This window comes from Pedobacter panaciterrae (genome assembly GCF_013204795.1).
GTDB classification, from domain to species: Bacteria; Bacteroidota; Bacteroidia; order Sphingobacteriales; family Sphingobacteriaceae; genus Pedobacter; species Pedobacter panaciterrae.
Map to the genome: position 1 here is coordinate 880055 of NZ_JABMKW010000017.1, position 26305 is coordinate 906359.

Annotated in this window: 25 protein-coding genes; 12 read left to right on the forward strand and 13 right to left on the reverse strand. The window is 37.3% G+C overall.

The window, feature by feature from the left end; genetic code table 11:
* Positions 1 to 7: 7 nt before the first annotated feature.
* Positions 8 to 1810: a hypothetical protein gene (locus HQN86_RS15240; RefSeq protein WP_172661770.1), complete on the reverse strand. Its 1803-nt coding sequence runs from the start codon at positions 1808 to 1810 to the stop codon at positions 8 to 10.
* 45 nt (positions 1811 to 1855) lie between these two features.
* Entirely contained in the window at positions 1856 to 3742 is a 1887-nt protein-coding gene (locus HQN86_RS15245) for an AsmA family protein (RefSeq protein ID WP_246269623.1), read from the reverse strand.
* A gap of 66 nt (positions 3743 to 3808) precedes the next feature.
* On the opposite strand from HQN86_RS15245, the gene miaB reads away from it, so the two are divergent.
* The 9 genes from miaB to HQN86_RS15290 all read left to right on the forward strand — a co-directional run bounded on the left by miaB (position 3809) and on the right by HQN86_RS15290 (position 12996).
* A complete protein-coding gene (gene miaB, locus HQN86_RS15250) occupies positions 3809 to 5257 on the forward strand; it encodes a tRNA (N6-isopentenyl adenosine(37)-C2)-methylthiotransferase MiaB (protein ID WP_172661772.1) in 1449 nt (482 codons plus the stop codon).
* Positions 5258 to 5273: 16 nt separating this feature from the next.
* Positions 5274 to 6509 carry a sigma-54 interaction domain-containing protein gene (locus HQN86_RS15255; protein WP_172661775.1) on the forward strand — a complete coding sequence of 412 codons (1236 nt, stop codon included), beginning with the start codon at positions 5274 to 5276 and terminating at the stop codon, positions 6507 to 6509.
* A gap of 2 nt (positions 6510 to 6511) precedes the next feature.
* Entirely contained in the window at positions 6512 to 7009 is a 498-nt protein-coding gene (locus HQN86_RS15260) for an LptE family protein (protein ID WP_172661776.1), read from the forward strand.
* A gap of 45 nt (positions 7010 to 7054) precedes the next feature.
* Positions 7055 to 8191 (forward strand): hypothetical protein, encoded by a 1137-nt coding sequence (locus tag HQN86_RS15265; RefSeq protein WP_216854417.1) that lies wholly within the window; start codon positions 7055 to 7057, stop codon positions 8189 to 8191.
* A gap of 14 nt (positions 8192 to 8205) precedes the next feature.
* Entirely contained in the window at positions 8206 to 8565 is a 360-nt protein-coding gene (secG, locus tag HQN86_RS15270) for a preprotein translocase subunit SecG (RefSeq protein ID WP_048907793.1), read from the forward strand.
* Positions 8566 to 8791: 226 nt separating this feature from the next.
* Positions 8792 to 9085 carry a co-chaperone GroES gene (gene groES / locus HQN86_RS15275; protein ID WP_048907794.1) on the forward strand — a complete coding sequence of 98 codons (294 nt, stop codon included), beginning with the start codon at positions 8792 to 8794 and terminating at the stop codon, positions 9083 to 9085.
* A 76-nt stretch (positions 9086 to 9161) separates the two neighbouring features.
* A complete protein-coding gene (gene groL / locus HQN86_RS15280) occupies positions 9162 to 10802 on the forward strand; it encodes a chaperonin GroEL (RefSeq protein ID WP_048907795.1) in 1641 nt (546 codons plus the stop codon).
* Positions 10803 to 10892: 90 nt separating this feature from the next.
* The gene (locus HQN86_RS15285) at positions 10893 to 11552 is read left to right on the forward strand and encodes an MgtC/SapB family protein (RefSeq protein ID WP_246269625.1); all 660 of its coding nucleotides are present in this window, start codon (positions 10893 to 10895) and stop codon (positions 11550 to 11552) included.
* A gap of 16 nt (positions 11553 to 11568) precedes the next feature.
* Entirely contained in the window at positions 11569 to 12996 is a 1428-nt protein-coding gene (locus tag HQN86_RS15290; protein ID WP_172661780.1) for an L-serine ammonia-lyase, read from the forward strand.
* 7 nt (positions 12997 to 13003) lie between these two features.
* On the opposite strand, the gene HQN86_RS15295 is transcribed toward HQN86_RS15290, so the two are convergent.
* From HQN86_RS15295 to HQN86_RS15320, 6 genes are read right to left on the reverse strand one after another with little or no spacing between them, the layout of a single operon-like run.
* The gene (locus HQN86_RS15295; protein ID WP_172661782.1) at positions 13004 to 14350 is read right to left on the reverse strand and encodes a DUF58 domain-containing protein; all 1347 of its coding nucleotides are present in this window, start codon (positions 14348 to 14350) and stop codon (positions 13004 to 13006) included.
* A gap of 11 nt (positions 14351 to 14361) precedes the next feature.
* The gene (locus HQN86_RS15300) at positions 14362 to 15339 is read right to left on the reverse strand and encodes an AAA family ATPase (RefSeq protein ID WP_172661784.1); all 978 of its coding nucleotides are present in this window, start codon (positions 15337 to 15339) and stop codon (positions 14362 to 14364) included.
* A 3-nt stretch (positions 15340 to 15342) separates the two neighbouring features.
* A complete protein-coding gene (locus HQN86_RS15305) occupies positions 15343 to 16524 on the reverse strand; it encodes a DUF4350 domain-containing protein (protein ID WP_172661785.1) in 1182 nt (393 codons plus the stop codon).
* Complete coding sequence (locus tag HQN86_RS15310) at positions 16521 to 17243, reverse strand: DUF4129 domain-containing protein (RefSeq protein WP_172661787.1); 723 nt, start codon at positions 17241 to 17243, stop codon at positions 16521 to 16523. Before HQN86_RS15310 ends, HQN86_RS15305 begins: the two co-directional genes overlap by 4 nt.
* Position 17244: 1 nt before the next feature.
* Positions 17245 to 18135 carry a hypothetical protein gene (locus tag HQN86_RS15315; RefSeq protein ID WP_172661788.1) on the reverse strand — a complete coding sequence of 297 codons (891 nt, stop codon included), beginning with the start codon at positions 18133 to 18135 and terminating at the stop codon, positions 17245 to 17247.
* Entirely contained in the window at positions 18128 to 19087 is a 960-nt protein-coding gene (locus HQN86_RS15320; RefSeq protein WP_172661789.1) for a stage II sporulation protein M, read from the reverse strand. The genes HQN86_RS15315 and HQN86_RS15320 overlap by 8 nt, the downstream gene beginning before the upstream one ends.
* A 130-nt stretch (positions 19088 to 19217) precedes the next feature.
* On the opposite strand from HQN86_RS15320, the gene HQN86_RS15325 reads away from it, so the two are divergent.
* Positions 19218 to 19949: an RDD family protein gene (locus HQN86_RS15325; RefSeq protein WP_172661790.1), complete on the forward strand. Its 732-nt coding sequence runs from the start codon at positions 19218 to 19220 to the stop codon at positions 19947 to 19949.
* Positions 19950 to 19956: 7 nt separating this feature from the next.
* On the opposite strand, the gene HQN86_RS15330 is transcribed toward HQN86_RS15325, so the two are convergent.
* The 5 genes from HQN86_RS15330 to HQN86_RS15350 form a co-directional block, all read right to left on the reverse strand.
* Positions 19957 to 20670, reverse strand: a complete 714-nt coding sequence (locus HQN86_RS15330) for a GDSL-type esterase/lipase family protein (RefSeq protein ID WP_172661791.1) — start codon at positions 20668 to 20670, stop codon at positions 19957 to 19959.
* Between the two features lie 47 nt (positions 20671 to 20717).
* Positions 20718 to 21053: a DUF2752 domain-containing protein gene (locus tag HQN86_RS15335; protein ID WP_172661792.1), complete on the reverse strand. Its 336-nt coding sequence runs from the start codon at positions 21051 to 21053 to the stop codon at positions 20718 to 20720.
* A gap of 6 nt (positions 21054 to 21059) precedes the next feature.
* Complete coding sequence (locus HQN86_RS15340; protein WP_048907804.1) at positions 21060 to 21539, reverse strand: DUF5684 domain-containing protein; 480 nt, start codon at positions 21537 to 21539, stop codon at positions 21060 to 21062.
* Between the two features lie 79 nt (positions 21540 to 21618).
* Complete coding sequence (gene lipB, locus HQN86_RS15345) at positions 21619 to 22314, reverse strand: lipoyl(octanoyl) transferase LipB (RefSeq protein ID WP_172661793.1); 696 nt, start codon at positions 22312 to 22314, stop codon at positions 21619 to 21621.
* An 11-nt stretch (positions 22315 to 22325) separates the two neighbouring features.
* Positions 22326 to 22967, reverse strand: coding sequence for a 4'-phosphopantetheinyl transferase family protein (locus tag HQN86_RS15350; RefSeq protein WP_172661794.1), 642 nt, complete (start codon positions 22965 to 22967; stop codon positions 22326 to 22328).
* A gap of 67 nt (positions 22968 to 23034) precedes the next feature.
* Here HQN86_RS15350 and dcd point away from each other — a divergent pair, with 67 nt between their 5' ends.
* Positions 23035 to 23571, forward strand: coding sequence for a dCTP deaminase (dcd, locus tag HQN86_RS15355; RefSeq protein ID WP_048907807.1), 537 nt, complete (start codon positions 23035 to 23037; stop codon positions 23569 to 23571).
* Between the two features lie 47 nt (positions 23572 to 23618).
* Positions 23619 to 26303 carry a carboxypeptidase-like regulatory domain-containing protein gene (locus HQN86_RS15360; protein ID WP_172661795.1) on the forward strand — a complete coding sequence of 895 codons (2685 nt, stop codon included), beginning with the start codon at positions 23619 to 23621 and terminating at the stop codon, positions 26301 to 26303.
* Positions 26304 to 26305: the final 2 nt, after the last annotated feature.

A 26305-nucleotide genomic window follows, 5' to 3' on the forward strand; every position in this document is an offset into this window, starting at 1 on the left:
TGACGGATTAAAAGCTACTCTTTTCTCGGGTAGCTTTTCTTTTTTGTCTGATAAGTCTGCGTTTTTCTCTGTCAGCTTTTATTTTTTCGAATTTCGCTATTTGTTCCTTTATCTTTTTTTCCTTTTGTGGAGTTACACCGACACTGTACTTTATCCCCTGAAAAAGTGTTTTCCAGATAAAACTAAAAAAGGAAGCTGTTTTTTCCCGTTCAAATTTTATTGATGCCGCTATAAGTACACCGTCTGTTTTAGGATTATCTGAATTAATAATCATTGCATTCGCCAAAAAAGACATTAGCCCCTGTTTAACTAAATGATCACGCCCTTCTTCTTTTTTAAGCAGTGCTACAGAAAGGTCGTTAAAAGCAAATTTGACTTTACCAGTTGCAAGGGTTTCATTTGCATCGATATTAAACTCAAGTTTTTTAACGTGCCCGCTTTTCACTTCAACCATTCCTAACGGCTTGGTAATTCTATTAAGCACCCTTCCATCCATCTGGCCCAAAGTTCCTGAGTAAGAAAAAGCGCCATCATTTGCGGCAAGATTAAACTTAAAATTCACATCCAGTTTACCCTGTCCCATCATGTAGCTCGTTAATTTAGCAAACATATAGGGGTTTTTATTTTTGATTTTTTCTGAATTGGTTATGTTGGTTATGCTTCCTGAGGTTTTTTCAAAGGTGATTCTCCCCTTCTGCTTACTATCCTTATCGAATTCCGCATAGGTCAAATCTATATTACTTAAATTAAGCTGTTTAACTGTAAGCAATCCCTTAACCTTTTGCAATAGTTGATGAGGATATTTCCCTATTTTAATCTCGGTTCTTTTAGGAAGTTCATTATTATTAAAAACGGATACGGAGCCATTGTTTACATTCATCTCGGTAGCGTAAAGCTCCTGTTTACGAACATACAAAGGCAGATTAATGCCTTCTAAACTAATGTCACTCATCTGAATATCAAACCTGTCTTTTGAAAAACCTACTGTTTTTCCAAACTTCATTTCATCGTACCGTGGAACAACACTAAAACTCTTTATATTGAGCTTACCTGATGATGCTCTAAAATCTAACTGATTAAGATTGATATGATACAAACTATCGGGCGTGGCGAAAGTGTAATTATTTAAATTTATGACTACGTCTTTAAGCAAATAAAACCTACTGGTATCCCTAACTGAGTTTTTATCGATCAACCAGTTTTTTAGTGTGACATTTAGATTCTTAATGGAATCAATCTCTGGTTTGGCTAGGTTTTTATTAACGTATTTAAAGGAAATGTTTTTAAGGTCGATGGTTTTTACTTTAAGCTCCTTTACAAATTTAGAAATGTAGTCATAAGGCGATTTATCAGAAAATGGCTTTTTGAGTTCATTAAACTCTAACTGTTTATTTACCATTATAATTTCCGGATTATCAAACAATAGGAGGTCGATTTTTACCTTTTTATATCGCAGCAGATCAATAGGATGAAAGTTTTTTATAACCAGCTCTTTTAGCTGTATGTAATAGATGTTATTTGGTGCGTGTTTTAGACGAACCATCTTTTTCAGAATATTAGTATCGGGGGTAATTTTAACGTCTGACAATGAGGCTCTCCCCGTAATAAAATTTGTACCGACGTCAGAAAATTCTATGCTATACAAGCTGTCCGTGGCATTTAAAACGAGGTCTCTGACTTGTGCCTTAATTATTGGTTGAAACCTGACGCTTAGGTGTCTGGATGCCGCAACCAACAGTAAAATAAAGAAAAGCATGATCCCGGAAACCCATTTAAGCGTACTATAACTCTTTCGGACTTTTTTGATCATAGGCCTTAGTGGTTTAACCTAATATACGAATTTATTCATCAGGCGTTAGGTATCAGTCTTTTTTTTCTCGGCCTTTCTTTCGGCACGTTTCTTCTTTCTTTCTTCTCTTTTTTCGCGCCGTTCCTGTTTTTTATCCTTTACTTTTTCCATTGCTTGTTCGGGTGTTTTCACGGGAACAATGCCTAATCCAACGGTCTCCCTCATACCTATAAAAACACCTTTCCAAAGTAAATTAAAAAACGAGGCAGCAGGTGTTCTTTCAAAAGTAACCCTGGCTGTTCTTGGTGCCGCTCCTTTGCCCGGATTTGCATCTTCAATTAAAAGACTATTTGCAAGAAAAGATAAAAATCCTTTCTTCTTACCTATTCCCCCATTTTCACCTTCTTTAAGCAATTTTATTTTAAGGTCTTTATAATAGAAATGAACAATGCCCGAAGCACCTTTCATATTGGCTTGAATATCGAAATCCGTTCCCTGCATCTGTCCGCTTTCTATTTCAACTAAGCCCATGTTCTTTGCCATTGGGTTTAAAACAAGCATGTTCATTGCTCCTACATTCCCTTTGTAGGTAAAAGAAGCATCTCTAGCTGTTAGGTTAAAATTTATAGTAACCTTAATCCGGCTGGTTTTCATTACCAGTGCTGTTAAATTTGCAATAGCATGGTTGTTCTTTGCAAGTCTAACTGAGTCATTAGTTAAATTGAGAATATTCCCAGTCAGGTTCTGGAAATACACCGTTCCTCTTTTTTGAGTGATCGGATTGTACTCTGTATAGGCAACATCGATATTGGATAACTTAACGGTATCGATAATTGTTTCAATAGGTAATCTTTTAAGTGCAATATGAGGGAAGTTATGAGCCTTATCAAAATTAGGGGGAGGAGGCAATTCTCTATTCACAAAAATGCCCGCATTTGCAGGGCCTACCTTTAGGGCTCTTGCATATAAACTGCCTTCAGCACTTAGTTTATTAAAATCTACTCCTGTAAAGGTTATTTCATTAAATTTTAAATCGTACCGATCTTTACCATATTTATATTTTCTGGTAAATGCTAAGTCTGGATGAAGTGGGATCATTTGCAGACCTTTTATACGAATATTTTTATTACTAACCGAACCAGCAACTGTATCTATTTTTGTAGTATACATCCCATCTTTACCCGTAGCTCTATATCCTGTTAATTCAAAACTGATGTCTTTTGTATAATAAAAACGTGTGGTATCAGACTTAGAAAGAGAATCGATAAGCAGATCTTTAACAGTGATATTTAGATGTTTTATTGAATTTAAGGGTTTAGAAGTAGCTCCGTTAATATAATCAAAGTCGGCATCTATTATTTTAATGGCCTTTACATGGATGGATTTTAGTGTTTTAGATATCTGATCATACAAACTGCGCTTATCTGCAGCGGTATCTGTTTTTTTGACAACTTTATAATGAATCATATTAATGGAGGGTTGCTCCATAATGATGGAATTCATGTTTATCCGTTTCTTAAAGTAGGCAGTAAGTACACCAATTCTGCTTAACTGTAGACGCGCCAGTTTTATTTGGAACAAGTTAGCAGGAGCAAGCTGAAGTTCTTTTAGCTGATTAAAAACTGTAGTATCAGGCGTTAAAGTAACACTATCGAGTACTGCACTTCCGGTGATCAGATTAAGGCGAATGTCTTTAAAATTAATCCTATAAAGTTTCTGAGAACCGTTGTAAACCCCATCTTTTATTTTTTCGGTAAGTAGTGGCTTCCATTTTGCACTAAAATATAGAGCAACACCCCCTACTAGGAGGATCAAGGCTGTAAGAATACCCACAAGCCACTTTATTACTTTGTATTTTCCTGATTTATTGGACGTCATATTTGTGTAGCCTGCAATATCAAGGCCATAATGAGAAATAAGGCTGGCTATTGTCACAAAATATTCATTTAGCATTCTGCCAATTTGTCATTTGTAAATTAAATTACGTATTTTTGAAGCCCATAAAACAATTGACCATTTATGATTGATTTACAGCTTACAGATAAGACACATGATGAAGAGCGCCAGGGCGAGGCTTTAATTGTTGATGCACCTTTGGTGCGCAATGGCCGCAAACTGTATATTGAAAGTTATGGTTGCCAAATGAATTTTGCGGATAGCGAAATTGTTGCATCTATATTATTAGATCAGGGATTTGAAACTACTGGTGATTACAAGGAGGCTGATGTAGTATTTATAAATACTTGCTCTATCCGTGAAAACGCAGAACAAAGAGTACGTAACCGCCTATCGCAATTTGGTGCCGAAAAGCGCAGAAACCCTAAACTTATTGTAGGTGTTCTGGGCTGTATGGCTGAACGTTTGAAATCAAAATTTCTTGAAGAAGAGAAATTGGTTGATGTAGTTGTTGGACCGGATGCATACCGTGAATTGCCACAACTGCTAAGTGAAGTAGAAAGTGGTCATAAAGCTATAAATGTACTATTATCCCGTGAGGAAACTTATGCAGACATTAGTCCTGTTAGGTTAAACGGGAATGGCATTACCGCATTTATTTCTATTATGCGCGGTTGTGATAACATGTGTTCTTTTTGCGTAGTTCCTTTTACAAGAGGTAGAGAGCGTAGCAGAGACCCACATTCGATTATGGCGGAAGCTCAGGACCTATTTGACCGGGGCTATAAAGAAGTTACTTTACTTGGTCAGAATGTAGATTCATACAAATGGAAGGGTAACGATGCTGATGATAGTACTGAAATTGAAGTTAACTTTGCTCAATTGCTTGAAAAAGTAGCTTTGATTAGTCCTGACTTAAGAATTCGTTTCTCTACTTCTCACCCTAAAGACATTACCGACGAAGTTTTATACACCATCGCTAAATACGATAATATATGCAACTACATACACTTGCCTATTCAATCAGGAAGTAGCAGGGTATTAGAATTAATGAACCGTACTTACACCAGAGAGTGGTACATTAACAGGATTGATGCGATCAGGAATATCATTCCTGACTGCGCAATTTCATCTGATATTATTGCAGGTTTTTGTACAGAAACAGAAGAAGAACATCAGGAAACGCTTAGCATTATGGACTATGTGAAATATGATTTCGCATTTACCTTTAGTTATTCTGAGCGACCAGGAACCCTTGCTGCACGTAAGTTTGAAGATGATATTCCGGAAGATGTTAAAAAACGCAGGTTAAGTGAGATCCTGATTAAACAACAGGAAACTTCTTTATATCGTTTACAACAATTTGTTGGAAAAACTGTTAGGATTTTAGTGGAAGGGACTTCAAAAAAATCAGATAAAGATTTCTGCGGCAGAAATGATCAGAATGCAATGGTGGTTTTCCCGGCAACAGAAGGTGTTAGCGCAGGGCAATATGTCTATGTGCACATAGACCGTTGTACCTCGGCAACCTTATTAGGAACTGTTGTAGTTGAAGAGCCTGAAATTGTTTAATTAAACACAGATTACATTGGACGTACAAGACATAAAAAATCGTTTTGGGATAATTGGTGGTTCTCCGCTATTAAACCGGGCTATAGATATTGCCAGGCAGGTTGCGCCAACCGACATGTCTGTTTTAATTACGGGTGAAAGTGGTAGTGGTAAAGAGGTTTTCTCTCATATTATCCACCAGATGAGCACCCGCAAACACGGGGCCTTTATTGCTGTAAACTGCGGGGCCATTCCGGAAGGAACCATTGACTCTGAATTATTTGGCCACGAAAAAGGATCTTTTACCGGAGCCCATGAAGCCCGCAAAGGTTATTTTGAGGTAGCAAACGGGGGCACGATTTTTCTTGATGAGGTTGCAGAATTGCCTTTAGGTACTCAGGCACGTTTGTTACGTATCCTTGAAAGCGGTGAGTACCTTAGAGTCGGCTCATCCAAAGTGCAAAAAACAGATGTACGAATTATTGCAGCAACCAATGTTGATGTTTATAACCGTGTAAAATCTGGTAAATTCCGTGAAGATTTATATTATAGATTAAATACTGTTCCATTGCGCATTCCTGCCTTGCACGAACGCAAAGAAGACATTTATTTATTATTCAGAAAATTCTCTGCAGACTTTAGTGATAAATACCGCAGCCCGGGCATACAGCTTGAGCCTGAAGCAATACAGATTTTGAGCAATTACAGTTGGCCGGGAAATGTACGTCAGTTAAAAAATATTGCCGAACAGATCTGTGTTCTGGAGAAAGACCGGAATGTTACAGCAGCAGCTTTGCTGAACTACATCCCTAATGAAAGCGCCACAAATCTACCTGTAGCAATTAACGGGAATACGAAAGAAGATTATACAGAAAGAGATATTCTTTACAAGGTTCTTTTTGATATGAAAAAAGATATGATGGAATTGAAAAAGCTGGTAGCAGAAATCATTCAGAGTGGAGGAAATACTTCGCACATCATGGCAGACAACCCTCATTATATCAATCAGCTTTATCAGGAGGTGGATCAGACTTATGGCAATGAGCAAGCCACCCTTACTATTAAAAAGCCTGTTCAAAATGCTCCTGTGGATTACAACTATACCCATGAAGCAGAAGAAGTTGAGGAATCTCTATCTTTAATAGATAAGGAATCTGATCTGATCAAAAAAGCATTGAAAAAACACAAAGGAAAGCGCAAATTTGCTGCTCAGGAATTAGGCATCTCCGAACGTACGTTATATAGAAAAATTAAAGAATTGAATTTAAACTAAGGATGAAAAATCTATCTATAATCATATTACTATTCTTTTTTAGTAGCTGTACAGTAGGGCTAAAAGGAACTTCCATTCCTCCTGAAATGAAAACAATCAGCGTTAAGGTTTTTGAAAACAATGCCCCTTTAGTAGTAGCTTCCTTAAGCTCACAATTTACAGAGGAATTGAAAACACGTATCAGGAACCAAACCAACTTAAGTATTACACAGAATGATGCTCAAGGTGTTTTTTCTGGAAATATTACCGGATATAGCATCACCCCTGTAGCCATAACAGACAACAAGCAACCTACAGCAGGTGCAAACAGGCTATCGATAACGGTTAATGTAAAATACGTAAACAATCTTGATCCCAAACAAAGCTTTGAGCAATCTTTTGAGCGTTATAAAGATTTTAAACTGGCGGGAAACCTGCAAGCACAAGAACCTGCTTTAATTAAAGATGTTACTGCTCAGCTTATTGAGGATATTTTTAACAGGGCTTTTGCACAATGGTAGGTCAAAATAGAGATCAATTATTAACTTAGCATCGTGGAGCAGGATATGAATATTAAAGAACAGCTAACAAGATTAATTGCTGTACCTGAGAAAACATCTCAGGATGACACAGTTATGCTTCAAGATCTCGTTAAGCAGTATCCTTATTTTCAACCCGTTCATCTGCTGCTGGCAAAAGCCACTTTGAATACAGATGAGGGCAATGCCAATCTTGCTACTGCTGCCCTGTACACGAATGGACAGCTACTCCATAATTTTATTCATGAAACAGAACGCTTAGAGCCAGTAGGTTTCAACGTTGTCAGCTATTCACCTTCAGAATCTTTCGGTAATAACCCTGAAACCTTAGACGAATTTGTAATTGATGAAGTTCCTTCTGAATTGGAAGAACAAAAGATAAGCGATGACCAGGAAGTATTTGATGAAATTGGCGAAGTAAACATAAGTGATTATCATTACGCTGATACACCTCCGATTACTCTTGAAGAAAACAGAGAGAACCCAGAGGATGATCTTGTTTTAGAGAACATTGTAGCTACAGATTTTTTCGCCTTTCAGGAAAATTTCAAAGTTGAACCAGTAACAGAAACTTCGGAAGTTACTGAGAATCAAATTGAGGAATATAAAGAAGAAGAGCCTGTTGAAGAAGATGATACGATTGTGATCAGTAAATATGATGATGATCAGCTTCCTTACACATTTTTATGGTGGCTTGCTAAAACAAGAAAAGAGCATCAGCAAATATTTCAACCTTACGCTTCGCCCAAGCATGTTAAGCAAGAGCAGGAGCAAAAACCGGATAGAAATAAAAAAGCAAATGAGCTTCAGCAGCAATATGTTGAGAATATATTTCACATGCAGAGCCCATTTGATGAAGAAGAAAGTGAATATTCGCCAAATGAGTTTAAACAACGCTCAAAGGGAGCTGAAATTATTGAAAGCTTTATTAAGAACGAGCCTCAGATAAGTCCACCTAAACCAGAGCAAATAAATAACGAGAATAAGGCCAAAAAAAGTGCGGAGGACCATAATGACCTGGTATCTGAAACGCTGGCAAACATCTATATTGAGCAGATGCTTTATGACAAGGCCATAGAGACTTATGAAAAATTAAGTTTGATGTTTCCAGAAAAAAGCCGTTACTTTGCCGACCTTATTCAATCGATAGAAAAAAAAATTTAACAACCTAACATAATATGCTTTTCTTAATTATTTTATTAATCATCGTTTGTATTGCTTTAGCGCTATTTGTTTTGATACAAAATCCTAAAGGTGGTGGTCTGGCAACAGGCGGATCTGGCAGTAATATGTTTGGCGTTCAACGTACAGGTGACGTTTTAGAAAAAGGAACCTGGGTTTTATTAGCGCTTGTTGTAGTGCTTACTTTATCAATTACAACTATTGGTAAATCAGGCGGCTCATCAGCAACTGGAGCTGGTTCTAAAATTCAGGAACAACTTGACAAAACTCCTACTCCATCTCCAATTGGTGGCGGTAATACTGCTCCTGCTCCGGCAAATACGCCACCAGCAGCAACAGACACTACAAAAAAATAAGTTCTTATATTCTATAAGAATGCAAAAGCCCGGAAGTAATACCACTTCCGGGCTTTTTTTTACCCCTGCCACTCTGACACAAAAATAGTTTGCCTTAATCCATTAGCTGACAAGGCTGTGTAAATTTGTCAAGCTTAAGCCCCTTGGCACAAAAACTGATATGTACTTCGTGCGTAATTAAATTACTTTTACATTTATAAATCTAAAAACAAAACAATAATAAGTTATGGCTTTAAACTTTAAACCTAATGCAGATAGAGTAGTTGTTGAAGCTGCTGCTGCAGAAGAAAAAACAGCTTCTGGTATTTATATCCCTGATACCGCTAAAGAAAAACCTCAACAAGGAATAGTAGTAGCTGTAGGACCTGGTAAATATGCTGATCAAACTGGAAATCTAATCCCATTAAGTGTTAAGGTTGGTGATCAGGTTTTATACAGTAAATATGGTGGCACTGAAGTTACTATTGAAGGTACTGAGTATTTAATTATGAGAGATTCTGATATCTTAGGAACTCTTTAATCCAAGTATAATTATTGAAATGAAATTGGTTAATGCTTAATTCATTTCAGCTTAAACAAGAATCAAAAAAAATAAAATGGCAAAACAAGTAAAATATAATGTAGAAGCCCGCGACTCCCTGAAAAGAGGTGTTGACATTTTGGCTAATGCTGTAAAAGTAACTTTAGGCCCAAAAGGTCGTAACGTAATCATTGACAAAAAATTTGGCTCACCTGCTATCACTAAAGATGGTGTTACAGTAGCTAAAGAAATTGAATTGAAAGACCCAATTGAAAATATGGGTGCTCAAATGGTTAAAGAAGTAGCTTCTAAAACTGCTGATATTGCGGGTGACGGAACGACAACTGCAACTGTGTTAGCTCAGGCAATTGTAACTGCAGGTATTAAAAACGTAGCTGCTGGTGCAAATCCAATGGACTTAAAACGTGGTATCGATAAAGCAGTTACTGCAATTGTTGAGAACTTAAAAGCTCAATCGCAAACTGTAGGTGAAGACAACAACAAAATCAAACAAGTTGCGTCTATCTCTGCTAACAATGACGAAGTAATTGGTGCATTGATCGCTGAGGCTATGGGCAAAGTTGGTAAAGATGGCGTTATTACTGTTGAAGAAGCAAAAGGTACTGAAACTGAAGTAAAAACAGTTGAAGGTATGCAATTTGACCGTGGTTACTTATCTCCATATTTTGTAACTAATGCTGACAAAATGGAAGCGGAATTAGAAAACCCTTACATTTTGATCTACGACAAAAAAATCAGCAACATGAAAGAATTGTTGCCTGTATTAGAAAAACAAGTTCAAACTGGTAAACCGCTATTGATCATCGCTGAAGATTTAGACGGTGAAGCTTTAGCTACTTTAGTAGTTAACAAAATCCGTGGATCTCTGAAAGTTGTTGCTGTTAAAGCGCCAGGTTTTGGCGACAGAAGAAAAGCAATGTTAGAAGACATCGCTATTTTAACTGGCGGTACTGTTATCTCTGAAGAAAGAGGTTATAAATTAGAGAATGCTGACCTTACTTATTTGGGTACTGCTGAGAAAGTTGTTGTTGACAAAGACAACACTACAATCATCAATGGTGCTGGTCAGTCTGAAGACATCAAAGCTCGTGTTAACCAGATCAAAGCTCAAATTGAGACTACTACATCTGATTATGACAAAGAGAAATTACAAGAGCGTTTGGCTAAATTAGCTGGCGGTGTTGCAGTTCTTTACGTAGGTGCAGCTTCTGAAGTTGAAATGAAAGAGAAAAAAGACCGTGTTGATGATGCTTTACATGCAACCCGCGCAGCGGTTGAAGAAGGTATCGTGGCTGGCGGTGGTGTTGCTTTCATCCGTGCTATCGAGGCGTTAGAAGGCATGAAAGGTTCAAATGATGACGAAACTACTGGTATCCAGATCATTCGTCGTGCCATTGAAGAGCCTTTACGTCAGATTTGCCAGAATGCTGGTATCGAAGGGTCTATCGTTGTACAAAAAGTTAAAGAAGGTAAAGCTGACTTCGGTTACAATGCCCGTACTGATGTATATGAGAACCTAATTGCAGCTGGTGTTATCGATCCAACTAAAGTTGGTCGTGTAGCATTAGAAAATGCAGCTTCTATTGCGGCTATGTTATTAACAACTGAGGTTGTTTTAGCTGATGATCCGGAAGAAGCTCCTGCAGGTGGTGCTATGCCTCCTATGGGTGGTGGTGGTATGGGTGGAATGATGTAATCATTATTTGCCTACACATATAAAAAAAGACCCGCTGTTATCAGCGGGTCTTTTTGTTTTAAATCTTTGTTATATTTAGGTAGTTAAAACATGATGGAGAATTTTTTAGAGAACGGTCATTTCCTTACGCTTAGTGAAGTGAACAAATTTTTACTGGCAACACTACTATGTGGTTTAATTGGTGCGGAGCGAGAGTTCAGAAGCAAACAGGCTGGACTAAAAACCATGATCATGATTGGTCTTGGTTCTACATTATTCACCATTCTGTCTATAAAAATTGGTTTAAGTAGCCATGATCGTATTGCCTCCAATATTGTTACTGGCATAGGCTTTTTGGGTGCAGGTGTTATTTTTAAAGAAGACAATCAGGTTAAAGGCTTAACTACAGCTTGTGTAATATGGATTGTAGCCGCAATTGGAATGGCTATTGGTTCTGGATATTATGAACAGGCAATAGGTGTAACATTGGTTGTTCTATTGGCTTTACTTACTTTTCCCTTTTTAGAAGATATGGTAGAACGCCGCTTTACTAAAAGAGTTTACAGAATCGTAAAAAGATTTGAAAATGAAAGTCTGGAGAAATATGAAGAAGACATCAAGACCTCTAAATTAAAGCTTACCCGGGGCAAGCAGGAACTCGCTAATGGCATCATCAGTGGAACATGGATAGCCATAGGGAGCCCCAAAAACCACAAAAGATTTGTAGACCGTATGCTTCAGGATAGAAATATCATAGCATTTGATTTTTAAGTTTTAGCTTTGCATTATGCAAAGAGAACAGATCTCAGTATTTGATATTTTTAAGATAGGAATTGGACCTTCAAGTTCACACACCCTTGGTCCGTGGCGAGCAGCACAGCAATTCACAGCTTCGTTAAAACAGCAAAATTTATTAGGTGAGGTTGAGCAAATAAAGATTTTGCTTTACGGATCCTTAGCAAAAACTGGTAAAGGACATGGAACTGATGTTGCCATATTATTGGGACTGGCAGGTGCAGATCCAGTAACATTTGATGTAAACTCGATTGAGTGTACTATTGAATCTATCAAAAAAGAGCAGTCACTAATTCTGGCAGGAGAAAAACCAATTGAATTCAACTATGATGAGGATCTGATATTTCTCCTTTTTGAAAGCCTTCCATTTCACCCAAATGCGGTTACTTTTCAAGCGTTTCTAAAAACGGAAAAAGCAATATCCGAGACCTATTACTCTATTGGCGGTGGTTTTGTAGTTAAAGAAGGAGAGGATGGTAAAGAAAGAGAGCAGGTTGATTTACCTTTCCCTATTGAAAAAGCTGGAGATCTGTTACACTGGTGCCTTACTACAGGACTTAAAGTTTCTGAGGTAGTAATGGAAAATGAACTGGCCTGGCGGACAGAAGCTGCAACAAAAACAGGAATTTTGCAGCACTTCAATGTAATGAAGGATTGCATTTACAGAGGGTGTCATACCTCAGGTTTTTTGCCGGGAGGGCTAAACGTGGCCAGAAGGGCCGCAGCGCTTAATAAAAAGCTGATGGGCAATAGTGTGTACACTAACTATGAAAGTTGGATAATGGCCATTAGAGCAGGCGGAAATGGATTTAATTACACGCTTGACTGGGTGAGCTGTTTTGCCCTGGCTGTTAATGAAGAAAATGCTTCATTTGGCAGGGTGGTAACGGCCCCAACCAATGGCGCGGCTGGAGTTATACCAGCGGTATTACAATACTTTATAACATTTTGTGATGGATTTGATGAAGAAAAAATTACACAGTTCATTGCCTGTGCGTCTGAAGTAGGCAGTATCTTCAAAAAGGGAGCTACAATATCTGCTGCTATGGGCGGATGTCAGGCCGAAATCGGAGTGTCTTCAGCAATGGCAGCAGCTGCGCTCACTGAGTGTTTAGGAGGCTCTCAGAGACAGGTTTTAATGGCTGCTGAAATAGCCATGGAGCATCACTTAGGCCTTACCTGTGACCCTATTGGCGGTTTAGTTCAAATACCTTGTATAGAAAGGAATACTATGGGCGCTATTAAAGCAATTACAGCAAGTCAGCTTGCATTGCAAAGTAACCCGGACAAAGCCAAGGTAAGTTTAGACGCCGTAGTTAATACGATGTGGGAAACTGCTTTAGATATGAATTCGAAATATAAAGAGACATCTGATGGCGGTTTGGCCACCAATATTCCAATAAGTTTGCCTGAGTGCTAAAGTCTTATTAGATTTTCTGTTGGGCTTTAATAGAAAGATATCTGTTGATTACATTTATGGTCAGTTTTTCTGGTGGGGTAAGAATGCTTAAGATTCCATGTTTGGCAAGTTCCTTTACGACTAGCTTTTTCTCATAAGCAAATTTGCTGGCAATGGTTTTAATGTAAATCCCTTCTACGTCTTTTACTTCCTCTTCGGTAAGAGATTTCAGTTCGGTGTTTTCAAAAAACACAATAAGCAGCAAATGGAATTTAGCAATACGCTTTAAAAATGGCAGTTGTCTGTTTAATGCCGACATGCTTTCGAAATTTGTAAAGAAAACTAACAAACTACGCTGCTTTAAAACGCTTCGGATGCTTGTATAAAGGGCCTCCATGTTGGTTTCGAGATATCTTGTTTTTTCTTTATACAAAACGCTCATAATCTTACCAAGCTGAGCAGGTTTTCTATCTGCTGGCACAATACTTCCGGTCTTTTCAGCTATGGTTATTAAGCCCGCTTTATCTTCCTTTAACAAAGCCACGTTAGAAAGAATTAAACTTGCATTAATTGCATAATCCAATAAGCTCAATCCCTCAAAAGGCATTTTCATGATTCTCGATTTATCAATCACACAATAGACATGTTGAGCTTTTTCATCTGTAAAGGAATTCACCATCAACTCTCCTTTCCGGGCTGTCGCTTTCCAGTTAACAGTTCTATAATCATCGCCCTGCACATAACTCTTTACCTGATCAAACTCCAGGCTATGACCTATTCTTCTTATTTTTTTAATCCCAATTTCATTCAGTCTGTTTGATATCGCCATTAATTCGTATCTTCTTAATTGCAAAAAGGAAGGATAAACTGGCACTGTTGTTTCTTCTCCAAAGTTAAACCTCCTTACTATTAAGCTTAGCGGCGAACTAACATACAAACGAACCAATCCAAATACATATTCGCCCCTTTTGGTAGGCCTTAAAGTATAATTAATTGTTTTGTGTTCACGGGGTTTTAAATTACTGGTAAACCAGATGTCTCTCTTCTGAAATTGTAAAGGAATTTCATCAATAATACCAACTTTAGTTGCAAAAGGATAAAAGCTCTCGATATAAATATTGATTTCATTTTCATCGCCGTTACTTAATCTTTCGGGAAGATCCCGTCTTAAAAAGAAGCTCCTATCCTGTCGATAAAGCATGAGCATATCAATAATAACCAATGCTATCAGCGTCCAAAAAGCAATAAATGGGATATCCCCAAGCCATGGCAAAAAGAAAGAAAACAGGAACAAAGTAGCGCAAAGCCCAATTCCTGCAAACAGCCTTTTACCTAAAAACAGGTCTTTATAATATGTCTTAAAAAAGTTCTTCAACAGCTTTGGTATTACCTTGGAATTTCTAATTTTTGAATAATTTGACCAACTATATCAGCAGGAGTAAGTCCTTCCATTTCCTTATCTGGTGTTAGCATAATTCTGTGTGCAAGAACAGGTACCGCCACTTTTATGATATCCTCTGGCGTAACAAAATCACGACCCTGCATTGCTGCAATGGCTTTAGCGCTATTGATCATTGCTAAAGATGCCCGGGGTGAAGCGCCCAGGTAAAGTGATTTATTATTCCTTGTTTCATGAGTTATCCTTGCTGCATATTCTATTAGTTTAGGTTCAACATGCAAGGCCTTAATTATTGCCCTGCATTTCTTGATCTTATCGATACTTAGAACCGCTTTAACTGCGTTTATCTCTACCTCAAGCTTTTGCTGATGTTGATTTTGAAGGATAATTATCTCTTCTTCCAGTGTAGGGTATTTAACTTCGATCTTAAATAAGAATCTATCTAGCTGGGCTTCGGGCAATCTATAAGTCCCTTCCTGTTCTATTGGATTTTGGGTAGCCAGCACCATAAAAGGCTCATCCATTTGATAGGTATGTCCATCTACAGTTATTTGTCGTTCTTCCATCACTTCAAACAAAGCTGACTGAGTTTTTGCAGGAGCGCGATTAATTTCATCAACCAATATGATATGTCCAAATATAGGCCCTTTTCTATATTCAAACGACGAAGATCTGGGGTCAAATACAGATGTCCCCAATACATCGGAAGGCATTAAATCAGGAGTGAACTGAATTCGTGAAAATGAAGCATCAATGCTTTTGGCAACAAGTTTAGCACTTAATGTTTTAGCCACACCAGGGACACCTTCGAGCAAAATATGGCCATCGGCAAGTAGGGCTGCAATTAGAAAATCTATTGTTTCCTTTTGCCCAATAATAATACTGCTCAGTGTTTGTCTTATCTGATCAACAGCCTGATTAAGTTCAGTTAAGTCGGTTCTTTCATTAAAAATTTCCGGTTCCATAGTTTATTGAGCTTGTTTATAAAATCTTTCAATTAGTTTATTAAGGTTGATCAGTGAGTTATCACCAACAAACTGATTGTTATTTATCACATTTACAATGCTAAACAGTTGGCTAATCGTTTCTTGGGGCACTCCTGATCTGATATTTAAAGCTTCTTCCAATTCTTTATTCAGTGATGTTGTTTTAAGGTTATAGGTACTTCGAATATGCTCAAGAAAATAGCTTACCTTTTTTCTTGCAATATCTCCATTGTCCCGTTGCTGATAGTATACTTTTCCAACAACCTTAACAAAATCTAAGGATGAGTTTTTTAAGGGTTCTATTACAGGAATTATCCGCTGTCTGCGCTTCATTTCAAACAAAACAAAGATGATCAATCCTACCAATGCAATATAGTATGCCCATCGCAGTGATTGATTTCTAAAAATCACTCTTAAAACGGCTGAATCATCGATATTACCTCGTGTATTGTGTTCGTCCCACATTAAACTTGCAGAGCTGGGAAGGTATGATAGGGCCTTTGCTGCATAATCCGCGCCTAAAGGATTTATCAGGCTGTAATTGGTAAATAGTTGAGGATTTGGTAAAATGTATATATTTCCTTTACCAAAACTGTATTTAATAAAGTTTGGCTTCCCATTAGCATTTTTACCCAATACCATTACCCTGGAAGTATCGATTTTACTAAAATACTGTTCGGCAATTTGCTTTCCGAAGGCATAATTGTATTTCGTTTTCAACTTTGGATTGGTGAAATTAATTCCGGTAGATTTTTCTGTCGAATAGTTATACGACGATCCTATATCAAACTTAAGTGTATCACTTAAAATTTTACCAAAATCAAAGGCGGCAAAAAAAGCATTGTTTCCCTCATTTACAAAGCTGATAAGTTCTTTAAAATCCAGCTTATCAAGTTCCATAGAATGAGAAATAAAAAGGTAGTTGGTATTATTAAACTTTTTATCCTTTAAAATATTATATATTGGATCTCGGATTATTCTCACATCTCTTTTGGGAAATAAATCATGTATTTCATGAAACAGAATGTACGTGCCATAGGGGATCTTATCTTCTTTTAAATAGCTGGGGGTCCAGTTTGTTGGCTTGGGTTTATAATACTGGGCAACCAGATAACCAACCAAAAGCACGGCACTCACAATAAGATATCTTCTTAATCCCTTCATGAGCTATGTAAATTAAACCGTTCAAAAGTGTCTTTAATGGCATTGAAATTCTCTTTGTCAATAAAAAACTCGCCGTACCAAACATATTCAAATTGATGAGTAAGCTTGCTGAATTCTTTCTTCTTATCGGAATCATTAATCTCGCTGATATACGTTTGATTTGTTTTTTCAGGGAGCCAGTGAATCAGGTCTTTATCGCTCAGTTTTTTAAGTGTCCGCAAATACAAAAGTCTGACAGCCAATCTATAATTAGCATTCCCTATAGCCTTTTCTATCTCCTCATTAAAATTAATTTCATGGATGTTATCATCAGACTCATTATAGGGCACCTCCACTATTTGAGACTTACGGGAAAATATTTTCAGATCTGCACCAATTATTTTTAAGACAATGAAAACTACCAATCCAACCAGTGCAATAATTGCTAAGTATTTTATTAAACCACCAGACACCTTGTTACTTAGTGCTTGGCCTATCAAGCGCCAAAACCATCGCCAAAACCTGTCCCAAAAGCTAAGATTTGGCGCAGGGACATCATCATAAATGAAGTCTGTTTCTTTACTATGTGCTTCCAGTTTACTTTTATCGAACCCACGCAGATCAACCTTAGTCGTATCCAGTCTGACGACTGTTTTTTGTGCAACAGAATCCTGCTTTTCTACATTAGCCTGAACCTGTAGCATTCCAAAAAAAAGAAAAATGAAGAGCAGTAAACGCATGCTAATAATCCTCAGGGGTAGAATTTAAATTCGTTTCGGACTTTCCAAGTTGATTTATCCTTTCCAATAATCCGGTATTATCCAAACGTTCTACCAGATTAAAATAACAGAGTGTAACACCTATAACAGGCAAGATCATAAACACCTGACATACATATTGAATAACTGTAGAAATAACAATGATAAAAGTACTCATACCACCGGATGCTTTGGTAAATGCAGAAACCATAGTAAGTATTATAGCTGGCATAGAGGCCATAGACATGCATGCATAGGTAATTATCCATATAACAAATATTGCTCCTGCGGTTACCCACCATTGATCTTTTAAGAGTTTGAAAGATCTGCTAAATGAATATTCAAAGCTTCCATTCTCTACCACCATTATGGAATAAAAAAGAGACATCGCCGGAAACACATAAAAAAACGGCAAGCCACAGAATAGAAGGCAAATAATAAGAAAAATACACACAGCAATACTACTCCCAAATACCCTAAGGAAATAATATTTGAAATATGACCAAACTTCTTCCACAGTTGGCGCCTGGTTTCCTTTTTGAACGTATAATGCAATAAAGCTTAAGGTTGAAACAGTTATTGCAGTATAATTGAGTAATGAAAATATGATCACAACGAAATAATTGAATGAGAACAACTGACCAAACCTGTTGAAAGGGTTGGCGTTTGCCTGATTGCCACCGTAGCCGAAATTGATCTTTTGTAAGCCAACCTGATACATTATTGCCGCTAACATTCCGGCAAGTACAAAGAAGCCGCATAAATAAATATAGGTTTTCATTAATGGCTTAAAGTTCTGTTTTATGAACTGGAACATATCATTAATGATCTCACCAAACTCTCTGAGCTTTCTAAATTCTAATTTATCAGACATTGTTTATATTTTGAGTGCGTTTAATAAGTTGGGCAGGATACAATACTACATACCAAACCATAAATAAAAATGAGCCTCCAAGAATGGAAACACTTAACCAAATCGGCATATCGGTATGCCTGGTAACAAAACTTTCAAATATTGCTGCCACCACAATTATAGGTAATATTCCCAAAGCTATTTTAGTTCCGTCTTTTGCACTTTTTATAAATGCCTGAAGGCGTGTATATGTTTTAGGAAACAATAAGCCATGCCCTAAAACCAAACCTGCACCACCGGCAATTATGATGGCAGATATTTCCAAAGTCCCATGAATCCATATTACCAATATAGATTCCAGTCCCAAACCTTTACTAAAGAAATAATATTCGAATGAGCCAAGCATTATTCCATTTCTTAAGATAAAGAATACAGGCCCAATCGAGAAGAATATTCCACTTACAAACATCAATAAAGACACATAGATATTGTTGGCAGCAATCATAAAAAACATGCTGAACTCACCTTGCTTTTTATAAACGCCAAATGGATCTCCCTTAGCAATGTTCTCATTGGTCATATTTACATACCCATCTCCAAGTATTAACCTTAAGAAAGAATCATCATATTTTGCAGACAGAATTCCTATTAAGCTTGAGATTACAAAAAATATTAGTGCATACAGCAACTGCCTGCGATAGGTATAAAAAAGGATAGGTAACTCAAATTTCCAGAATTCAATGAACGTATTGGTGTCCTCTTTTTTATTCTTATAAATAGATTGATGCAGCAATGCAGCAATTCCGTTTAAATATTCTGTTGTTTTTGATTTTGGATAAAATGTTTTGGCGTAAGCCAGATCATTGGTAATGTCAACAAACCTATCAGCCAGCTCATCTGGTGTGGCTGCACTCATTTGTTCATAGGATTTCCATTTACTGGAATTCTGCTTAACAAACAACGATTCTCTCATAGGTTTTGTGAGGGCTCTAATTTTCATGTAAAATAGCATAAAAAAGATTTTTACAAGAAAAATTCACTATCATTATTTTAATTCTCCTGAACATTTCTTTGTTTTAAATTTTATCTAAGTTTGAGTTTATATGGAAACAATACAGGTAAACACAAGTCAGCATGTGGCTATAGACTATCCGGTTGCAGGATTGGGAGAACGGGTGGCTGCAAGGTTGATTGATTTGGGCGCTTTTATCGTCGTAGCAATTCTGCTTATGGTATTAACTGCACTTACAGGCTCTGCACAGTCAAAAATCCTTGTCATTTCCATATGGTCAATTTATGGTGCTTGCTTTGTTTTTTATGACCTTATTTCTGAGATCTTTATGAACGGACAAAGTATCGGCAAAAAGTTACTAAAGATAAAAGTGATTAGCTTAAACGGAGGCCAGGCAAGTTTAGGTCAGTATTTTATCCGCTGGTTGTTTAGACTCGTAGATTTTACACTAACCGCTCAGGTAGGCGGATTAATTTGTGTGGCTATAACAGAAAACAAGCAAAGAATTGGCGATATAGTAGCCGGCACCACACTCATAAAAACAGTTGCCCGTACTGGCTTTAACCACATTGCTTTTCATCCGGTAGAAGAAGAATATACCCCCGTTTTTGCCTATGCTGATCAGCTTACAGATAGAGATGCAGAGCTAATCCATGAAGTTATCAGTACTTTTTACAGAACAAATAATGCTGATTTAATTTATGCAATGTCAGCAAGAATCTCAACACATCTTGCCATTAAAGTGCCAGTGGGAATGAACGAATTAGAATTCTTAAAAACGGTAATTAAAGACTACAGACATATTACTTCAAAGACAGATTAGTTAATAATTATTTCAAATTCGTCAATACTAACGGAGCAACATTCGCAACCCATCCGGCATACATCTTTCCTGAGGGATGCAGGCCATCTCCGGCAACCAAGGTTTTGTCTGACAGTGCTAATCTGGAAAATGGTGTAATGTTGGAATAATTCAAACCCGCGGCCAATGTCTCTTCTTTGTTTATTACATTAAAAGCATCTATTTCCTTAGCAATGACTTGTGGGTCACGTCCGCTTTGCTGGCCATGCGGTGTAGCTCCCCAATCGGGAATTGATATCACAAAAACATGCGATTTTTTGTCTTTTGTGAAATTAATAGCGATTTGCAGGAGCTCTTTAAATTCCTTACGGTAAACATCTTTTGATTCACCTCTATATTGATTATTTACCCCTATTAGTAAAGTAACAATATCAAATTTATGCTCAGGTACCCCAGAGTCTTTGATTCCAGATTTCAATTCGCTGGTTGTCCAACCCGTCCTCGCAACTATGATCGGGGAGTTTATTATAAGGCCCTTTTTTGTAAGGTCATTTGCAAGCTGGTTTGGGAAATTCTCATAACGTTCTACTGACTCTCCTATGGTATAGGAATCGCCAAGCGCAAGATAATTTAACGGGTTCACAACCGTGTTTGTAGTGCTATCATTAACCATCGACTTTACCTCTCCTTTCTTACAGGCTAATATCAGTAATAATGATAGAATTACCATCGAATATCTCATATTCGACATTTACGGAATAACAAGAGATACGGATTTGAGAAATTTTACTAGTGCGGATGAGGTATCCACATTTTATAAACGTAACTGACTAATATAATTGACCCCGTAATAAGATATAGTGTTTTAATGAGCTTATCACTTCTTTTGCCGAACCAGTAGTTTGCCGATAACCCTACAATAAAAGTAATGAGAAGAGGAACCGTTGGTGGATACATATCAAAACTCTTTTCCCAATCCCCTTTTAGGAGAAATATTAGTGAGCGTTGAAATCCACATCCCGGACAGTCGATTTTAAAGAGATACTTAAACGGACATGGCAGCAAAAAAATATCCGCCTTGTCTAAGAAAGAAGACCAGGCGGATAAGATATATGTTATAAACACTAACAATTAAATTCCAGGGGTGGTAGGTGGTTTGTTAAATGGATCGTTGAACGGATTATTATTACCAAAAGGGTTGTTTGGATTATTAAAACCATTTTGTGCTTCTGCAGCAGATGGGCCTAAATACTTAGCATCACCAAAGCCTAATATAGGATAGAACACAATTGGCAAAATAATAAGTCCGACGGTAAAGCCTTCTGTTTTTCCGAAACTTTTACTTAGCAGATTCATTAGCCAAACACTAAATACAATATTTACACATGGTATTAATAACCAAAGTATCCATATTGTCGGTTTACCAACAATTTCGATAAGGACAATTAAATTGTAAATTGGTATTATAGCCGCCCATCCTGGTTTTCCGGCTTTAACGAAGGTTTTCCATAATCCGGCATAGACAATAACTAGCACGATTAAACAAAAGAAAACGGTTCCGGCGCCCAATCCGGCGGCGGCTGCTGAAGAGTACTCTGAATTGTAGTCCATAGGTTTTTGAGTTTTAATTTATATAAAGATAATCTTTATGTCAAAAAATCAAAATTTCAAATCCCTTTTTCAAGATGAATCAGATCAGCTGCATGCCAAACAGACTGGCAATATGATTTTTCAGCTTACCTTTAACCTCTTCCATATCTAGCGGATAGCCTAATTCACGTTGTATCGAGGTTACATCCTTATCGTCTATCCCACAAGGAACAATATTTTTAAAGTAGTTAAGATCTGTATTTACATTGAACGCAAAGCCATGCATGGTTACCCACCTGCTGCACCTTACACCCAATGCACATATTTTACGTGCTCTCTCATTATCAGCGTCCAGCCATACTCCTGTATAGCCTGGATACCGACCAGATATAATCCCGTAATCATTCAAGGTTAAAATAACCGCTTCTTCAAGTGTTCTTAAATAAAGGTGGATATCAGTAAAAAAATTATCCAGATCAAGAATTGGATAACCCACTATTTGCCCTGGCCCATGATATGTTATATCACCACCACGGTTAATTTTATAATATTTTGCCTCTTTTTCTAATAAACCTTGTTCATTAAGCAACAAGTTTTCCGGGTGACCACTTTTCCCTAAGGTATATACATGAGGATGCTCACAAAACACCAAAAAATTAGGGGTCTCCAGATTTGTGTTATTTGTTCGGTTTTGTGTTTTCAAAGCCACGCTTTGATTGAACAAAACTTCCTGTTTATCCCAGGCATCCTGATAATCAACAAGACACCAGTCTATAAATTCAACTTTCTTATTCATTTTATGAAAAGTTAAGCTACCACGTAACCTAACATATAGCCATCGTTAGTTTTAAAATAGTGCACAGTAAGCTCCAAAGCTCCTTCAGGAAGATCAACAAGAGCCTTAAGACTTCCTTCATCTTTAAGCTTAAAGGGCTTGATATGAATGTCTCGTTTAAACTCCAGTCCCTTTCTCCCATTCCATTTATAGATAGCTTCTTTTGCACACCAGCACACATATAATCCATTAGTGTTATCACCAATTTGTTTTTGAGCAAGTTCCGAGTCAGACAGAAACTTATTCCTTATGCTCTTTATTTTGTGTTTAATAAGTTCAATATCAACCCCCACCTTCTTCTTCTTACCAACAATTACCGACGCGTAATCGTAAGAATGACTTAAAGAAATATGGTATCCGAGGTTAGGAAGATATGGCTTACCGTGCTCATCCATGCGGCAGTCGATATATTCTGAAGTATTAAGCATTGTTCTTAATAGCACCCTTGTGCTTAGCCAATGAAGCAACCGCTTTCCATTATTTAACGATGAAATCACATCAAGCTCATGCTGCTTCAGTTGTAAACCCGAAATCAGCTGCTCTTCAGTTTCTTCGATTTTCCATACAGCAAGTATGGTATCCTCGTCAATATTTTTATTAAAAACTACAGGCATCTCTATTTTAGAAAACTATGCAAAAGTATCTTAAATTAATCATAATTTCGTCCAAATACTAGATAAAATGATACTGTCCGACAAACGAATACTGGAAGAAATAGATAAGGGAACCATTATAATAGAGCCTTTTAACCCCGAATGCCTTGGCACAAACTCATACGATGTTCATTTGGGCAAGTATCTGGCTACTTACAAAGACAGGGTTCTTGATGCAAAAGCACACAATAAAATAGATCATTTCGAAATTCCAAAAGAAGGATATGTGCTACATCCAGGCACACTGTATCTAGGTGTTACTTTAGAATATACAGAAACCCATGCCCATATTCCCTTTCTTGAAGGAAAATCAAGCACCGGTAGATTGGGAATAGATATCCATGCAACCGCGGGTAAAGGTGATGTTGGTTTTTGCAATACATGGACATTAGAAATTTCATGCGCACAACCTGTAAGAATATATGCCGGAATGCCAATTGGCCAATTAATTTACTTTATGGTTCAAGGCGATATTCAAACAATGTATAACACCAAAACTAACGCTAAATACAACAACAAAACCACAAAACCTGTAGAAAGCATGATGTGGAAGAATAAGTTCTAAAGTTAATATTTCGTATATTGAGGCTTTATTTGTTAAGGTTCTTATTTATGAAACGTAAGCTAATTCTGCCTTTGTTACTATGCTTTGGGATACTTATAACTTTTGCTTACAAAGCGGATGACGATCCGTTTAGTGCATTGATAAAGAAACTGGAGGCATATATTGAAAAGTATCCTCAGGAAAAAGTGCACTTGCATCTTGATAAACCCTTTTATGCCATCGGCGATGACATTTGGTTTAAGGCTTACGTTGTAAATGCTCAAACAGGAAAACCATCAACAATCAGCAATGCACTATATGTTGAATTGATCAGCGAAAAAGATTCCGTTAAAAAGCAGATTAAGTTGCCTGTGATTTCGGGATTTACCTGGGGCGACTTTAAACTTCCTGATTCTTTTACGGAAGGGAACTATCGAATAAGGGCATATACCCAATGGATGAAGAATGCGGGAACAGAATTCTTTTTCGATAAAACCATAAAAATTGGCAATTCATGGGCTAATAATGTTTACACAAACACCAGCTATGCTTTTAGCAAGCAAAATACCGCAGAAAAAGTAGATGCCAACATCAGGTTTACAGATAAAAAAGGTGTTCCATATGCACAAAGTGATGTCTCATACGAGGTTCAGTTAAACTTCAGAAGCCTGGCAAAAGGAAAAGCAGTAACCAATGATCAGGGAGAGGTAAACATCAGTTTTTTAAATACTCAGCCATCTTTGTACAAATCCGGAAAAATTATAGCTACGCTGACTCTTCCAGATAAGAAAAAGATGATCAAAGAAATTCCCGTTAAAGCAACATCAAATGCAATAGATGTCCAGTTCTTCCCCGAAAGCGGAAACCTAGTAGAAAGCCTACCTAATAAAATTGGAATCAAAGCCGTAAATGCTTCTGGATTGGGCGAAGATGTAAAAGGATCAATAATAGATAACGATGGTCAGGAAGTTACTCAATTTAGCACACAACACTTAGGAATAGGTAGTTTTATACTCAATCCACAGCCTGGAAGAACTTATGCTGCTAAAGTAAAATATAAAGACGGGTCTGAAAGCACTATAAATCTACCCCGAGTATTACCAAGTGGTTATATCATTACGGTAAACAGCAATACGGAAAATGTTGTTGCTAAAGTTTTATTGAGTCCCGATCTAATAGGAAATGGTGAGTTAAAACTAGTTGCACAAAACAATGGAAATGTTTATTTCATATCCAAAGCCGCTTCTCAAAAACAAATTATAACCACCTCAATTCCTAAAAAAGATTTGCCATCAGGCATAATTCAGCTCACCTTATTCTCTGCTCGGAACACTCCCGTTGCAGAGCGCCTTGTTTTTGTAAATAATGTTAAGGACAAGATAACAACAAAGGTTTCAACCGCTAAAGAAAGCTATGCAAGGAAGGAAAAAGTTAACGTAAATCTTCAGGCAGATTTTGCGGAAAAGCCTGCGCAGGCAAGTTTTTCTATAGCTGTTACCAATACTACATCAGTAAAGCCTGACGAAGAAAATGAAAGCAACATTTTTACGACCCTGCTGCTTACTTCAGATCTTATTGGTTACATAGAAAAACCTAACTACTACTTTTTACATGATGATCAAAAAACACAACAGGATTTAGATAACCTAATGATAACCCAGGGATGGAGAAGAATATTATGGAAAAATATAATTAATAATGCAGGTCCAAATATTCGCTATGAACCAGAAAAATCATTAAAAATCAGCGGAGTAGTTACAAGTTATGGCGGCAAACCTTTACCAAACTCCAAGGTATCACTTTTCTCCTCCTCTGGAGGATTGTTCGCAATTGATACATTATCTGATGCACAAGGACGTTTCAATTTCGACAACCTGATCTTTAATGACAGTACTAAATTCATTGTACAGGCAAGAACCGCAAAAAACAAAAAGAGTGTAGATATAGTTCTTGATGTTGTATCAGGACAGATAGTTACTAAAAATAAAAATACCGGCGACATAGAGGTGAATGTTAATGAGGCCTTATCAGGATATCTGAAACAAAGTGAAAACTATTTTGACGATCTAACTAAACGCGGAATACTGGAACGTACAATTTTGTTAAAAGAGGTGAATATTGTAGAGAAAAAAAATCCAGCTAAAAATTCCTCAAATCTAAATGGTGCCGGTAACGCCGATGCTATTATAACGACAGACCAGCTTCAATACTGCACTACATTGTCGCAGTGTTTACAGGGTCGTGTTGCTGGCTTGATTATTAGAAATGGAACTCCATATTTAATGAGAAACAACGGCACACCAATGTCAATAGTTTTAGATGGTATGCAAATGGAAGGCGATTTTCTGGATAATATTAACCCAATGGATATTGAGACGATTGAAGTATTAAAATCTGCTGGCAACACTGCAATTTATGGTAGTCGTGGAGGTGGCGGTGTATTAGTCATTACCACTAAACGCGGAGGCGGCTATTCCAGCGCATCTACGTTTACACCAGGCATCATTCCTTTCTCGCCCAAAGGATATTATACACCAAGAGAATTCTATTCACCAAAATACGATGCTCCTGATAACAGACCAGATTACAGGACGACCATTTACTGGAATCCTAATATTGTCACAAATGAAAGTGGAAAAGCAGCCTTCAACTATTTCAATTCAGATGAACCCGGAACCTACAGAATCGTTATAGAGGGCATGGATATGCTTGGAAATTTAGCACGTACAGTTTACACCTATGAAGTAAAATAAAT

Bases quoted from the DNA above. Each gene is read 5' to 3' on its own strand.
- HQN86_RS15360 (WP_172661795.1), top strand. From the start codon at position 23,619: ATGAAACGTAAGCTAATTCTGCCTTTGTTACTATGCTTTGGGATACTT.
- HQN86_RS15265 (WP_216854417.1), top strand. From the start codon at position 7,055: ATGAATATTAAAGAACAGCTAACAAGATTAATTGCTGTACCTGAGAAA.
- HQN86_RS15290 (WP_172661780.1), top strand. From the start codon at position 11,569: ATGCAAAGAGAACAGATCTCAGTATTTGATATTTTTAAGATAGGAATT.
- HQN86_RS15330 (WP_172661791.1), bottom strand. From the start codon at position 20,670: ATGAGATATTCGATGGTAATTCTATCATTATTACTGATATTAGCCTGT.
- HQN86_RS15315 (WP_172661788.1), bottom strand. From the start codon at position 18,135: ATGTCTGATAAATTAGAATTTAGAAAGCTCAGAGAGTTTGGTGAGATC.
- HQN86_RS15245 (WP_246269623.1), bottom strand. From the start codon at position 3,742: ATGCTAAATGAATATTTTGTGACAATAGCCAGCCTTATTTCTCATTAT.
- HQN86_RS15240 (WP_172661770.1), bottom strand. From the start codon at position 1,810: ATGATCAAAAAAGTCCGAAAGAGTTATAGTACGCTTAAATGGGTTTCC.
- HQN86_RS15320 (WP_172661789.1), bottom strand. From the start codon at position 19,087: ATGAGAGAATCGTTGTTTGTTAAGCAGAATTCCAGTAAATGGAAATCC.
- secG (WP_048907793.1), top strand. From the start codon at position 8,206: ATGCTTTTCTTAATTATTTTATTAATCATCGTTTGTATTGCTTTAGCG.
- HQN86_RS15300 (WP_172661784.1), bottom strand. From the start codon at position 15,339: ATGGAACCGGAAATTTTTAATGAAAGAACCGACTTAACTGAACTTAAT.
- groES (WP_048907794.1), top strand. From the start codon at position 8,792: ATGGCTTTAAACTTTAAACCTAATGCAGATAGAGTAGTTGTTGAAGCT.
- HQN86_RS15310 (WP_172661787.1), bottom strand. From the start codon at position 17,243: ATGCGTTTACTGCTCTTCATTTTTCTTTTTTTTGGAATGCTACAGGTT.
- lipB (WP_172661793.1), bottom strand. From the start codon at position 22,314: ATGAATAAGAAAGTTGAATTTATAGACTGGTGTCTTGTTGATTATCAG.
- HQN86_RS15325 (WP_172661790.1), top strand. From the start codon at position 19,218: ATGGAAACAATACAGGTAAACACAAGTCAGCATGTGGCTATAGACTAT.
- HQN86_RS15285 (WP_246269625.1), top strand. From the start codon at position 10,893: ATGATGGAGAATTTTTTAGAGAACGGTCATTTCCTTACGCTTAGTGAA.
- HQN86_RS15260 (WP_172661776.1), top strand. From the start codon at position 6,512: ATGAAAAATCTATCTATAATCATATTACTATTCTTTTTTAGTAGCTGT.
- HQN86_RS15305 (WP_172661785.1), bottom strand. From the start codon at position 16,524: ATGAAGGGATTAAGAAGATATCTTATTGTGAGTGCCGTGCTTTTGGTT.
- groL (WP_048907795.1), top strand. From the start codon at position 9,162: ATGGCAAAACAAGTAAAATATAATGTAGAAGCCCGCGACTCCCTGAAA.
- miaB (WP_172661772.1), top strand. From the start codon at position 3,809: ATGATTGATTTACAGCTTACAGATAAGACACATGATGAAGAGCGCCAG.
- HQN86_RS15350 (WP_172661794.1), bottom strand. From the start codon at position 22,967: ATGCCTGTAGTTTTTAATAAAAATATTGACGAGGATACCATACTTGCT.
- dcd (WP_048907807.1), top strand. From the start codon at position 23,035: ATGATACTGTCCGACAAACGAATACTGGAAGAAATAGATAAGGGAACC.
- HQN86_RS15340 (WP_048907804.1), bottom strand. From the start codon at position 21,539: ATGGACTACAATTCAGAGTACTCTTCAGCAGCCGCCGCCGGATTGGGC.